We start from the raw sequence: 12,095 nt of genomic DNA on the forward strand, positions 1-12,095 counted from the left end.
CTTCATCCTTGAACTGCGGAGAGTAACGGTTGCGAGTCTTCTTTTGTGCTTCTGCTTTCTTCACGGATCACCTCTGTCGCGAACTTTACTCGCTTAACAAGGCGTCCGTCAATGGCGGGCAAGATCAATACTCGTAAAAAGTGTATTCGCCGAATTTGTTAGCGGTAAAGCATTGACAGCTATCGTTAAGAGACTTAATCATGAAAACGTTAAAGGGAGGAATAAACCGGAGAAAGGGTGGTCCTCTTCCATCATTCACCGCATGCTTAAAAATGAGAAATACATAGGGGTGTGGAAATGGGGGAAGACTCAGACAAAACGGAACCCTATGACAGGATCAACGAAGACGATTCCTAGAAGTGAGGGCCCTCTCCACGAGGCATTCCATGAAGAACTTGTGATAGTCCCCAAAGAAGTCTGGGATAAAGCCCAAGAAATCTTCACAGCGAGAGCCGGTCTCTGGCCTGGAGGTAAAGGGAATAAAGGTTTTCAAAATCAGCAAGGGAGCAGTGTAACGTTATATCCTCATGAGCTTCTGTCAGGAGCAATGTTCTGCGACATCTGCGGAGCGACTATCGGAAAGGTCAGTGGCAAGAAGGGTGGGTATTATGGCTGCATGCGCGCAGCAAGAGGAAGCTGCGAAAACAAAATGTTGGTTCAAAAAAAGGTCGTAGAAAACAAGATATTAAGTCAGGTAAAAGAAATGATATCTGACAAAGAAAGCATCATGTCTATATTCAAAAAAATTGAGGATATTTGTTCTAAGGTGTTGGCTACTGTCCCTGGAGAAATTGATATTACCAAAAAAGCTTTACAAGCTAATGAGAGAGAGGCATCAAATTATGTAAAGTTTATAGCAAGTGGTAACGTGAGTAAATTAGTATCCGAAATGCTTGCTGCAACAGAGAAAAAAATCGAAGAATTACGTGCAGAATTAACAGCGTTGGAGGAAAGTGCAAAGGGGATTTTTAAAGCTCCCCCCATCGAGTGGGTTGAATCGTCAGTTGAGCACATGCAAGAAGTTCTGGAGATGCGGGCAGAGCAATCAGCACTCGCTCTTCGGAAACTACTCGGGAAAATCACTCTAGTTCCAGTCATTCCAGACATCGGTAAACCATATTATAAGGCGGTCTCAAACCTTCAACCACTCGTGCTTCTTGAAGAGAAAAGGCCCCAAAAGGGGCCTTCCACATCCGAACCCGACAACGGTTCGAATGCTTTGCAATGGTGGAGGTGGCGGGAATCGAACCCGCGTCCGAAAGTCGTACACAAAAGGCGTCTACATGCTTGTACCTGAATTTAATTTAACCACCCACGACTCCACAGGCCGAGATTCGTGAGCAGCGGTTCCGCTTAGTTTCGCCTCAGGACCGCAGACACTCCCTGAAACTATCCCACTTAAATGACGATCTATCCTCACCCGTGGGAGAGGCTCGGTAGATCGTTAGCAGTTATTAAGCTGCTAAGGCGTATTCGTAGTTGTCGGCGCTTAAAGCGTCCCGGATTGTTTAACGAGCCACCCGGACCTCGGCATGCAACCTTTGCTTCTTACCCCCGTCGAAACCTTTACACCCCCATAAACTGTTATAACTGCGCTTCTAGTACTTGTTGCGATCCTTCAGCGCTACCTGGACGTCGCGCTTCATGTCTTTTTCTTTCATGGTCTCGCGCTTGTCGTAGTTCTTCTTCCCTTTCGCTAAACCTAGCTCGGTCTTCACCTTGCCGTCTTTGAAATACACCCTCAAAGGTATGATGGTGTACCCCTGCTCGCGGATCTTGGCGAAGAGCTTGACGATCTCTTTCTTGTGCAACAACAGCTTCCGCATCCGGTCGGGGTCGTGGTTCTCACGGTTACCGAAATCGTACGGGTTGATGTGGAAGTTGTGCAGAAAGGCTTCGCCGTTCTTCACCATCGCAAAGGAGTCGTTCAGGTTGGCTTTGCCACACCGCAGGGACTTCACTTCGGTCCCCTGCAACACCATCCCTGCTTCGAATCGCTCTTCGATGAAATAGTCGTGGAAGGCTTTCTTGTTGTTGCAGATCAGCTTTTCACCCATAGATTTAAATGATAACAGATCGACGGTTGAAATGACAGGGGAAAGTCGAGGGGGAGGTCGGCGGGACAGCGGATGAAATCGCCGCTAGCCCCTTTTACGCTGACGGATCAAGAGGCAAATCCCCCTAAATCCCCCTTTGACAAGGGGTACTTTTAATTCTCCCCGGTACTTGGCGTTGGCCCTTCGCAAAGGGGGGAACCTAAGGGCCGGACGGGATGCCGGGGGATCAGTTGGTGGGGGGGTAGGTTTCGCCGGCGACGTAGACGTGGTCGAGTTTGCCGTGCTTCAGGAGGACCTCGGCGGGATCGGCCAGGGTGGCGTGGCCGCTGGAGAAAACCAGGAAGTCGCCACGTTTGCCGGATTCCAGGGAGCCGGCGATCTGCTCGATTCCCAACGCTTTGGCTCCTCCCAGCGTGCCCATCGCCAAGAGCTCGTCGGCGGTGAATTGCCCCGGGGCGATCTGCCGCAGGTAACGAAGCTCGTCCAAAATCGACAACGAATCGTTGCTGGCCAGGGAGTCGGTACCGATGGCGAGCGGCACTCCCACCTTCTTGAAAAGGTGATGGGGAGCGGTGCCGACGAAGAGGCGGTCGTTGCTGCGGGGACAGAGCACTACGGTGACGCCACGCTCCTTCAGGATGGCGACGTCGTCGGGGGTCACGTGGACGGCGTGGATCGCCAGGGTGGCCGCATCGAGAAAGCCGAGGGAGTCAAGGTAGCGGGTCGAGGTGGTGCGACGGGGATGGGGAAGATACTCCTCCCAGTGCGCCATCGGATAGAGGGTCTCGGCAAAGGGGCCGGTGGTGTCGTGCATGAAGAGAACTTCTTCCCGCGGCTCGGAGAGGTGGACGGCCTTCCGCATGCCGTGGCGCCCCGACAGCTCCTGGGCGCCCTTGAAGAGGCAAGCGGAGGCGGTATAGGGGGTGTGGGGGGAGACGCCGGGAAGGAGTTCTCCATCCATCTCCAACGCGCTCTTTTCCACCCGCTCGATCACCGCATCGCACTGGTGCAGGTCGTGGCCGAGGACCTCGAAGAAGATACGCCCGGCCAGCGGCGAGATGCTATACAGGGGGGCCAGGGTGAAATCGGTCAGGATCTCCCCCACGGCGGTGGTGCCGGACTCCAGCGACAGCCGCAGCCCCTCCCGCACGGAGAGCTCGACTTCCCCCGGCTGCAGGGCCCGCCTGATCTTCACCACCTGCTGGATCCACTCGACGTAGGTTTTCGGGAGGTAGTCGAGATCCTTGCGTACTTTCCAGGCGGAGAAGTGGGTAAGCTCAAGGTGGGTGTGGGCGTTCACCAGGCCGGGGATGATGGTGCAGCCGGTGAATTCGGTGACCGGGGCATCGAAGGCTGCCCGCAGCTCCTTGAGCGGTCCGACGGCACGGATCAGTCCGTTGTCGACTACAATCGCGCCCCCGGCGATGGGCGGGGAGGAGATCGGCAACAGGTATGAGGCGGCGTAGATCTTCATGCGGATGAGAGGCCTCTGGACTGCGTTTTAATTGGTAATGGGGGAAGACACCGACATTATACCACATCGGGATACTTCCCCCATTATTTGGTATTCGGGGAATGGCAGCGAAAGAGCCGGAACCCTTTCGTATGACAGAGGGGGTCCGGCAACTTTACCGCGGGCCGGCGTCCCCCACCCCCTCGCCCCCTCCCTCGAGGGGAGGGGGAAGTTGGGAAGGGTTTACCAGCTGACGCTTTTCAGGTTGCCTTGGCCGGCGACTTCTTTGCGGGTCTGGAGCATGCGGTTTTTCTCGTCGACGAAGACGAGCTTCGGCTCGTGGGCCAGTGCCTCGGCGTTGGACATGTTCACGAAGCTCGCGATGATGACCAGGTCGCGGGGGGCTACCATGCGGGCGGCGGCGCCGTTGATGCAGATGACGCCGGAGCCGGGCTCGCCTTCGATGGCGTAGGTCTCGAAACGGCTGCCGTTGTTGACGTCCCAGACGCAAACGGCTTCGTACGGGATGATATCGGCGGCTTCCATCAGCTCCTTGTCGATGGTGATGCTCCCCTCGTAGTGAAGGTCCGCGCCGGTTACGGTTGCCCTGTGAATCTTGCTCTTAAGCATCTTCCTGTCCATTGTTTATTCCTCCCCAAGTATGCAGTTATCGATCAATCGTACTGAGCCAATTCTTACCGCTAACGCTAGCAGCGTTCTTTCATCTGCCTGTTCCAGTTCCAATAGGGTATCGGGATCCCTGAATTCGAGGTAATCGATCTCGGCCATGGGCTCGGCTTCAATGACTTCCGCGACCGCTTTTTTCAGTGCCGCGACGCTTTGCTCGCCGCCCCGGAGGGCTTCTTTGGCAACCCGAAGGGAACGGGAGAGCGAAAGGGCGCTGCGGCGCTGGGTGGTGTCCAGCCTCACGTTACGGGAGCTCAGGGCCAGGCCGTCATGCTCGCGCACGATCGGCATCCCCACGATCTCCACGTCCATGTTGAGATCCTTCGCCATCCGCTTGATTACGGCGAGCTGCTGGAAATCCTTCTTGCCGAAGATCGCCACCCGCGGCATCACGATGTTGAAGAGTTTGGAGACCACGGTGGTCACCCCGCGGAAGTGGCCGGGACGGCTCGCGCCGCAGAGGTGGGTGGTGAGCTCTTCGACGTTGACGTAGGTCTGGTAGCCGGAGGGATACATTTCGGCGGCGGTGGGGGCGAAGATGATGTCGACGCCCGCCTCCGAGGCCACGCGCGTGTCGCGCTCGAGGTCGCGAGGATAGCTGTCCAGATCTTCGTTGACGCCGAACTGGGTGGGATTGACGAAGATGCTGGCGACCACAATCCTGGCCCGCTTGCGGGCCTCTACCATCAGCGACGCGTGCCCTTCGTGCAGGTATCCCATGGTGGGAACCAGGGCGATCTCGCCGCGGTGCTCGCGGGCGAACTGCTGCATCTCTGCCACGCTGTTAATCACTTTCATTTGAAGGAGTGCCTTTCTTCCGGGAATGCGCCGCCCTTGACGTCGGCGATGTAGCTGGTCACCGCCTCGCCGATCACGGGGGAGAGCTCGGCGTAGCGCTTGACGAATTTAGGGGAGTACTTGCTGCAAAGCCCCAGGATGTCGTGGATCACCAGCACCTGCCCGTCGCAATGGGGTCCGGCGCCGATGCCGATGGTGGGGATGGAGAGCTCGGCGGTAATCCGCTCGGCGAGCCCCATCGGGATCCCTTCCAGCACGACCGCGAAGGCGCCGGCGCGCTCGACGGCGCGGGCATCTTCCATCAGCCTCTCGGCCTGCTCGGCACCTTTGCCCTGGACCTTGAAGCCGCCCATCCGGTGCAGCGACTGGGGAGTGAGGCCGATGTGCCCCACCACCGGGATGTCCATGGCGGTGATGGCGGCGATGGTCTCTTCGACGTTGACGCCCCCTTCGATCTTGACCGCGGCAGCGCCGCCGTCCTTGACGAGCCGTCCGGCATTGAGCCTCGCGCTGGCGAGATCGACCTGGTAGGAGAGGAACGGGAGATCGGCCACCACCAGGGCGTTGGGGCGGGCCCGCATCACGGCCCGGGTGTGGTAGATCATCTCTTCCATGGTGACCGGGAGAGTGTTGTCGTAGCCAGCCACTACGACGCCGACGGAATCCCCGATGAGGATCATGTCGATTCCGCAGCCGTCCATGATGGCGGCGGTGGGATAGTCGTAGCAGGTGAGGACCGCGATCCGCTCTCCGTCGGCTTTCATCTTCTGGATGTCGAGAACGGTTTTCTTCTTCTGCATGGCTGCTCCGTCGTGATCGAAAATGGTGCAACTTCCTACGGCAAATCCCCCCTACCCCCCCTTTGTCAAAGGGGAGAAAGAGGGAAGGTGAAAACGGTAGAGGCAGTGTTTAAACAAAAAAAGCGCCTCCGGGGAAGGAGACGCTGTTATATGAGCAACCGCACACGGATTCCCGCGCGGATGTTCGTCAGCTATCGCTTCCCGTACCGGTTCTCAAGGAATCCAGGCGGTATGTGCTTTTTGTCGTTATCCAATGGGCTCCACTTAGGTATAGCGGGCCGGAAACGGTTATTACCACAAGGGTGACGGATAGTCCAATGTTTTTTTAACAGAAGGGGGGAGTAAGCCGAGGCCGACGGCGGGGGCGGCGTTATTCTGCATCAAAAATCCCCCCTGTCCCCCCTTCCCAAAGGGGGGGACGCTGGGGCAGCGGAGTGCCTAAAAAAAAATCCCCTCACGGCCTTGAAGGGGACGAGAGGGGATTGGTGTGGCGGTGGGTAGGGAGGTGGTTTCAGCGGCTAGGCTGCGGCGGCTACGCTTCGGCGCTGGCCATCATCTGTTCGAGCTCTTTGACGACCTGGCCGCTCTCTTCCTGGCGCATTTCCATGTCGTTGAAGATATTGTCGGCCATCCGGGTGACCGATTCGACGGCGCCCTTGATTTCTTCCGTGTCGAAGGTCTGACGGTTGGCGCTGGCGGCCACGTCGTGGCTCATCGACTTCACTTCTTCGAGGGCCCGCGCAACACTCTTGGTCGCCTGGGCCTGCTCTTTGGAAGCCTTGAAGATCTGGCTGGTCATGGAGCCGACGTCTTCGATGGACTGGGTCACCATCTGTACGCTGGCCGCCTGCTCTTCGGTTGCGAGCTTGATCTGCTGGGTCATGTCCATCGCGGTCTGGGCGCTCTCGAGGATGCTTTCCAGGGCGGCACCGGTCTGGCTCCCCAGCTGCACGCCGCGCTTGACCAGTTCCTTGGTGACGGTCACGCTGTCGGAGGCGAGCTTCGACTCGTTCATGATCTCTTCGATGATCCCGGTGATCTCGCCGGTGGAGAGGCCGGTCTGCAGGGAGAGATTGCGGATCTCGTCGGCGACCACGCCGAAGCTCTTGCCATACTCGCCCGCCTGGGCGGCGATGATGGAGGCGTTGAGGGCCAGGAGGTTCGTCCGCTTGGTGATGTCGTTGATCACGCTCACGAAGCCTTCGATCCGGCCGCTGTTCTCGCTCAGGCGCTTGATCCCCTCGTAGGAGAGATCGACCGAGCGCTGGATCTCGGCCAGAGCATCGACGGTCTCCCTGACCACTTCGCCGCTTCTCTCGGCCTGCTCCTTGACCTTGCTGGAGAGGTCGTGGGAGTGGACGGTATTCCGCTCCACCTGGCGAAGCGAGGAGGTCACCTCCTCCATGGCGGAGATGGACTTGTAGACTGAGTCGGAGAGGGCGTCCATGTTGCGGGTGATCTGGTCGGTGGCGATGGAGATCTCGGCGGCGGAGACGCTCGCGCCGTCCACCGACTCCATGACGCCGTGGGCGGAGCTGTCGATGTTGAGGGCGTTGGAGGAGAGCGAGTCGGCTGCGTTCTTGAGACGGTAGAGGTTCCTGGAGTAGGTGTCCCGGTTTTTCAGCAGCTCCGAGAAGGTCTTCCCGAGCTCCAGGGTCAGCCGGTCGATGGACTGCAAGAGCCCGATCCGCATCATGGCGGCGGCGGCCTGATCGGCGAAGAGCCGGATGGTGTCGACGTCGGTGTCGTTGAGCGCCCGGTGGCTCTTCTTGTTGTCCAGGCCGAAGACGCCGATGGACTCACCCTTCAAAACGATCGGGCAGAGGATGAAGGTGGTGGAGCGGAGCGCCTCGATGGTGTCGTAGGGGGGCTGCAGGAGGTAGTCCTTCGGGTACTTCGAGATGTTCTCGATGAAGAAGACCTGCTTCTCCTTGAAGCTTTTGTAGATGACGCCGGAGCGGCGGTCGAGCGGGAGGGTGACCTCGGGGCCGATGGGGCTGTCGTTGCCGGCGTGGGCGGCGAAGTAGAGCTCGTTGGTCTCGGGGCGGGCCATCAGCACGTTGACGCGCTCGTACCCCAGCACCTCGTGGAGCCCCTCGACGCACAGGGCCAGCACGTCCTCGCTGCGCACGGCGGTCTGGATCCGGCTGCCGATCTTGTGGAAGTTCTTGATGTTGTTGTCGAGGACCTTGTACCGGTTCTCGAAGAGTTTCTTCTGGGCGTCCACTTCCTGGACCAGGAGGTCGAGCTCTCCCCCCTTGACCTGGAGCTCGTCTACCGCGCGCCCGATGAAGAAGCCGAAGAGGCTCAGACAGATGGCGGTGCCGCCTCCCATGTAGCAGTAGAGAGCGATCCCTTGGGCATGGGTGAGTTCGGAAAAGAGCTGGGTGCCGAGCGGAACCCCGGCTTCACTGAAGAGGGCCACGCGCAGCAGCATCCACCCGATGGGGGCCGAGATGCCGAGAAAGAAGCCGATAATCGCGAAAAGATGACTGCGATTGATCTCGGCGATCCGTTTTTTCATATAAAAGCCACCTCTTAGCATCCCTTATGACCGGCACCATCGCCAGATTAAGAGAATTTTCCGCAGTCTAATTCAGACATTAGCCAAAGTCAACAATATCCTTCATGAATAAGAGTGCCGGTTCCTTTTAACGTCCGAGCATGATGCCGAGCGCTTCAGCCTGCCGGACCATCTCCCCTTGCGGGTCGACCACGTTGAGCCTGCCGACCGCGTCCTCGATCGGGAAGGAGGCAATTTCCCGCCCTCTCAGGCACGCCATCTGCCCGAAGGCCCCCTCGGCGAGCAGTTCGACCGCCTTCACGCCGAAACGGCTCCCGAGGACGCGGTCGAAGGTGGTCGGGGTGCCTCCCCGCTGAAGGTGGCCGAGCACGGTGACCCGGACATCCATCTCCAGGAAGCGCCCGAGCTCCCGCGAGATCAACTCCCCTACCCCGCCCAGCCGCTCCACCACCGACCTGCCGCCGGCGGCCTCCTTGACCACGCGGTCGCCCCCCTTGGGGAAAGCACCCTCGGCGGTCACGATGACGCTGAAGCGCCGGCCGGCCTTGCCCCGTTTGACGATGGCGCCGCAGACCTTCTCGATGTCGTAAGGGATCTCGGGAATGAGGATGACGTCCGCGCCGCCGGCGATCCCGGACTCGAGGGCGATCCACCCGGCGTAGCGTCCCATGACCTCGAGGATCATGACGCGGTGGTGGCTCTCCGCGGTGGAATGAAGGCGGTCGAGGGCGTCGGTGGCGGTCTGGACGGCGGTGTTATAGCCGAAGGTGACGTCGGTGCCGCAGAGGTCGTTGTCGATGGTCTTGGGGACGCCGACGATGGGGACGCCGCGGCGCATCAGGTCGAGGGCGATCTTGAGGGATCCGTCGCCCCCGATGACCACCAGGGCGGAGATGCCGAGCTGGCGGATCCGGGAGACGACTTCGCCGGAGACGTCGACCAGCTCGACTTTCCCGTCCCTCATGAGGGGATAGGAGAAGGGGTTCCCGCGGTTGGTGGTCCCCAGGATGGTGCCGCCGCGGGGAAGGATGCCGCGCACGTCTTCGAGCGTGAGGGGACGGCATTTTTCGGGATGGAGAAGGCCGTCGAAACCGTCTTCGATGCCGCAAACCTCCCAGCCGCGCTGCAGGGATGCCTTGACGACACCCCGGATCACTGCGTTGAGACCGGGGCAGTCGCCGCCACCGGTAAGGACACCTATCTTCATGAATTACCCCCGATAAAAACGGATCATCAAATCATTGGAACACGGATGACGGACACCCAAAATCAAAACCGGAACGCGGATGACGCGGATTGGGCGGATGAACGCGGATCAAACCAAGGCAAAGACAGAAGCTTTTTTTCATTTACTCAAAGGCTTTTTGCTTTGTCCGGCTAGCGCAGAATCCGGGTCACCAGTGTTCTATCATGGTTGTTTTTGGTTATCAATGACGGAACGACGGACCATCCTCACCCCTGCCCTCTCCTTGAAGGAGAGGGGGAGTTGGTTCCTGCGGAGGATTGGTTCCAATCAGGAAGAGCCTGTGTTTACTCAAAGGTCTTTTGCCGTATCCGCGTAAATCCGTTCAATCCGCGTCATCCGCGTTCAATGGTTTATCGCTTTTCCAGCGCGTTTAGAATTTCGGCGGGTTCTAAGAGATTGGTGATGTCGGTATCGGCATGGGAGAGGAGGACGGTTCCGTCCGGCGCAATGACGAAGGTCCCGGGAAGCGGAAGCTCCCACGAGCTGTCGGCATTGAAGGCGGGGAGGTTGCTCCCCCACGAGATGTAGAGGGAGCGGATCCACTCGGGGACCTGGAAGACGAGCCCGTACTGGCGGGCCACCTTGTTGCCGAGGTCGCTCAGCACCTGGTACTCGAGGAAATTCTTCAAAAGGGTCGCCTGCGACTTGTCCGGGGTCTGCGGAGAGACGGCAATCATCGAGGCTCCAAGCTCTTCTATCTGGGGAAGGATCTTCTGGTAAGCCCTCAACTGAAGGCTGCAGTACGGTCACCAAAGCCCCCGGTAGAAGGTCAATACCACCGGTCCCCTGGCCAGCATCACTCCCAGATTGACGGGAGTGCCAACCGGGTTTGGGAGGGTGAATTCGGGGGCGGTCTCGCCCGCCTTGAGCACCCGGCCGGCTATCCCGGACATGGCGAGCTCCCGGGAGGCACGTTCGAAAAGTTCGGCCTGCTCCGGCGGAAGCGGCCGAAGCGATTTCTCCAACTCCATAATCTGCGCACGCAAGTCCTGCATGGTGCCCTCCTCTAAATGCCACGAATGCCTAAAGTTTTACCGTGATTCCACCGTTGGTCAACCCTGCCAGGTCCACGCCGTCCCAAGAAAATCGAGCCAATCGGCAAAAATTTCAATTCTTGACTCAGGTCATGAACAAAAAAGGTTGCAACGGCTATTGTCAGATCATCGAACGACGCGAACGGCACCGGCCAACGGGTTGCCTTACCAGGGAGGACGGGATGAACTTCAAAGACGGATTGGGTGAGATGGCGATTCAGGATGCGATGAAACTTTATCCCGGGATCGGCGAGATACTGAACAACTACGATATCGGCTGCGTGACCTGCAAAGTCGGGATCTGCCTTCTGAAGGACGTGGTATCCATCCACGGGCTTTCTCCGGAACAGGAAGTATCCATCGAAAAAGAGATCAACGAGTACCTGGACGGCCTGGTGGCCGCCTGACATAGAAACCGGCAACGACTCATACAGAAAAATTCAAAGGAGATACGAAAATGGCACATACCGCATGTGGCTGCCCGGGCAGCATGGCACGAGTGATCGAGAAAACCGACAACAACGAGAACACCAGCACCCAGAAGGCTCCCTCCGAGCTCCGTCAGTGGCCGGTCCAGCTGCACCTGGTCCCCCCCACCGCCCCGTGGTTCCAGAACGCCGACATCCTGATCGCCGCCGACTGCGTGGCCTTCGCACTGGGTAGCTTCCACGGCGATCTGCTGAAAGGGAAAGCGCTGGCCATCGCCTGCCCGAAGCTGGACGACACCACCCCCTACGTGGAGAAGCTGGCCGCCATCATCAAGATGAACGAGGTGAAGAGCGTCACGGTGGCGATCATGGAAGTTCCCTGCTGCCGCGGCCTCGACATGATGGTCCGCCAGGCGCTGGCTCAGTCGGGCAAGGAAATCGCACTGGAAACCATCGTGATCGGTATCAACGGCGAAAGGAGAAACTAGCCATGAAACAGGACATCACCCTCGCACTCAAGCACGAGCACCAGCTGATCCTCAGGATGCTTTCGCTTCTGGAGAAAAATGCGAACCTGACGGAAGCGGGCAAGTTCAACGATTACCAGTTCTACCTGGACGGCGTCGACTTCATCCGTAACTACGCCGACCGGTTCCATCACGCGAAGGAGGAGGATGTCCTCTTCGAGGCGCTGATCGAGAACGGCATGCCGCGGGCCAACAGCCCGGTGGCGGCGATGCTGACCGAGCATGACATGGGAAGGGCCTTCGTGAGGGAGATGGAGGAGGCCGCCACCCGCGCCCTTGACGGGGAACGGGGGCTGGAGCAGACCATCGTGGACGCCGCCCGGGGTTACCTCGAGCTGCTCAGGGAGCACATCTACAAGGAGGATAACATCCTCTATCCGCTGGCCGAGCGGCTGATGCCTGATGCACTCCGGGAGAGGATCGTCGCCGGGTACCGCGCCGCCGAGAAGAGGGCGGAAGCGGATCTCGAGGATCACTACCGGGAGGTGGTGGAAGGGTACGAGCAGAAGGCGGCAGCATAATCAGAACGGCAAATCCCCCC

Annotated in this window: 11 protein-coding genes, 1 other RNA gene and 1 pseudogene; 4 read left to right on the plus strand and 9 right to left on the minus strand. The window is 58.9% G+C overall.

What is annotated here, in order from left to right; all coding sequences use genetic code 11:
* Window positions 1-127 precede the first annotated feature (127 nt).
* Window positions 128-685: pseudogene (locus L4X63_RS23885) on the plus strand (recombinase family protein); the annotation flags it as partial.
* Window positions 686-1,225: 540 nt separating this feature from the next.
* On the opposite strand, the gene ssrA reads toward L4X63_RS23885, so the two are convergent.
* The 9 genes from ssrA to L4X63_RS11605 all read right to left on the minus strand — a co-directional run bounded on the left by ssrA (window position 1,226) and on the right by L4X63_RS11605 (window position 10,560).
* Window positions 1,226-1,576, minus strand: a transfer-messenger RNA (tmRNA) gene (gene ssrA / locus L4X63_RS11565).
* Window positions 1,577-1,598: 22 nt separating this feature from the next.
* Window positions 1,599-2,057, minus strand: a complete 459-nt coding sequence (gene smpB, locus L4X63_RS11570; RefSeq protein ID WP_250678793.1) for an SsrA-binding protein SmpB — start codon at window positions 2,055-2,057, stop codon at window positions 1,599-1,601.
* Between the two features lie 226 nt (window positions 2,058-2,283).
* A complete protein-coding gene (locus L4X63_RS11575; RefSeq protein WP_250678794.1) occupies window positions 2,284-3,531 on the minus strand; it encodes an amidohydrolase family protein in 1,248 nt (415 codons plus the stop codon).
* Window positions 3,532-3,753: 222 nt separating this feature from the next.
* Entirely contained in the window at window positions 3,754-4,152 is a 399-nt protein-coding gene (panD, locus tag L4X63_RS11580; protein ID WP_250678795.1) for an aspartate 1-decarboxylase, read from the minus strand.
* Between the two features lie 3 nt (window positions 4,153-4,155).
* Window positions 4,156-4,995, minus strand: a complete 840-nt coding sequence (gene panC, locus L4X63_RS11585; RefSeq protein WP_250678796.1) for a pantoate--beta-alanine ligase — start codon at window positions 4,993-4,995, stop codon at window positions 4,156-4,158.
* Window positions 4,992-5,795 carry a 3-methyl-2-oxobutanoate hydroxymethyltransferase gene (panB, locus tag L4X63_RS11590; RefSeq protein WP_250678797.1) on the minus strand — a complete coding sequence of 268 codons (804 nt, stop codon included), beginning with the start codon at window positions 5,793-5,795 and terminating at the stop codon, window positions 4,992-4,994. Before panB ends, panC begins: the two co-directional genes overlap by 4 nt.
* A gap of 532 nt (window positions 5,796-6,327) precedes the next feature.
* A complete protein-coding gene (locus tag L4X63_RS11595; RefSeq protein ID WP_250678798.1) occupies window positions 6,328-8,319 on the minus strand; it encodes a methyl-accepting chemotaxis protein in 1,992 nt (663 codons plus the stop codon).
* Window positions 8,320-8,446: 127 nt separating this feature from the next.
* Window positions 8,447-9,526 (minus strand): 6-phosphofructokinase, encoded by a 1,080-nt coding sequence (locus L4X63_RS11600; protein WP_250678799.1) that lies wholly within the window; start codon window positions 9,524-9,526, stop codon window positions 8,447-8,449.
* 389 nt (window positions 9,527-9,915) lie between these two features.
* Window positions 9,916-10,560: a peroxiredoxin-like family protein gene (locus tag L4X63_RS11605; RefSeq protein ID WP_250678800.1), complete on the minus strand. Its 645-nt coding sequence runs from the start codon at window positions 10,558-10,560 to the stop codon at window positions 9,916-9,918.
* Between the two features lie 221 nt (window positions 10,561-10,781).
* Here L4X63_RS11605 and L4X63_RS11610 point away from each other — a divergent pair, with 221 nt between their 5' ends.
* The 3 genes from L4X63_RS11610 to L4X63_RS11620 are packed head-to-tail and all read left to right on the plus strand — an operon-like array spanning window position 10,782 to window position 12,075.
* Window positions 10,782-11,006, plus strand: coding sequence for a hypothetical protein (locus L4X63_RS11610; RefSeq protein ID WP_250678801.1), 225 nt, complete (start codon window positions 10,782-10,784; stop codon window positions 11,004-11,006).
* A gap of 50 nt (window positions 11,007-11,056) precedes the next feature.
* Window positions 11,057-11,515: an iron-sulfur cluster-binding oxidoreductase gene (locus tag L4X63_RS11615; RefSeq protein ID WP_250678802.1), complete on the plus strand. Its 459-nt coding sequence runs from the start codon at window positions 11,057-11,059 to the stop codon at window positions 11,513-11,515.
* A gap of 2 nt (window positions 11,516-11,517) precedes the next feature.
* The gene (locus L4X63_RS11620) at window positions 11,518-12,075 is read left to right on the plus strand and encodes a hemerythrin domain-containing protein (RefSeq protein ID WP_250678803.1); all 558 of its coding nucleotides are present in this window, start codon (window positions 11,518-11,520) and stop codon (window positions 12,073-12,075) included.
* The last annotated feature ends 20 nt before the right edge of the window (window positions 12,076-12,095 follow it).

The sequence above is a fragment of the Geomonas sp. Red32 genome, from assembly GCF_023652955.1.
In the GTDB taxonomy this organism is placed as follows: domain Bacteria; phylum Desulfobacterota; class Desulfuromonadia; order Geobacterales; family Geobacteraceae; genus Geomonas.

Excerpts from the sequence above, each read along its gene's own strand:
- smpB (WP_250678793.1), bottom strand. The coding sequence starts at position 2,057 with ATGGGTGAAAAGCTGATCTGCAACAACAAGAAAGCCTTCCACGACTAT.
- L4X63_RS11575 (WP_250678794.1), bottom strand. The coding sequence starts at position 3,531 with ATGAAGATCTACGCCGCCTCATACCTGTTGCCGATCTCCTCCCCGCCC.
- panD (WP_250678795.1), bottom strand. The coding sequence starts at position 4,152 with ATGGACAGGAAGATGCTTAAGAGCAAGATTCACAGGGCAACCGTAACC.
- panC (WP_250678796.1), bottom strand. The coding sequence starts at position 4,995 with ATGAAAGTGATTAACAGCGTGGCAGAGATGCAGCAGTTCGCCCGCGAG.
- panB (WP_250678797.1), bottom strand. The coding sequence starts at position 5,795 with ATGCAGAAGAAGAAAACCGTTCTCGACATCCAGAAGATGAAAGCCGAC.
- L4X63_RS11595 (WP_250678798.1), bottom strand. The coding sequence starts at position 8,319 with ATGAAAAAACGGATCGCCGAGATCAATCGCAGTCATCTTTTCGCGATT.
- L4X63_RS11600 (WP_250678799.1), bottom strand. The coding sequence starts at position 9,526 with ATGAAGATAGGTGTCCTTACCGGTGGCGGCGACTGCCCCGGTCTCAAC.
- L4X63_RS11610 (WP_250678801.1), top strand. The coding sequence starts at position 10,782 with ATGAACTTCAAAGACGGATTGGGTGAGATGGCGATTCAGGATGCGATG.
- L4X63_RS11615 (WP_250678802.1), top strand. The coding sequence starts at position 11,057 with ATGGCACATACCGCATGTGGCTGCCCGGGCAGCATGGCACGAGTGATC.
- L4X63_RS11620 (WP_250678803.1), top strand. The coding sequence starts at position 11,518 with ATGAAACAGGACATCACCCTCGCACTCAAGCACGAGCACCAGCTGATC.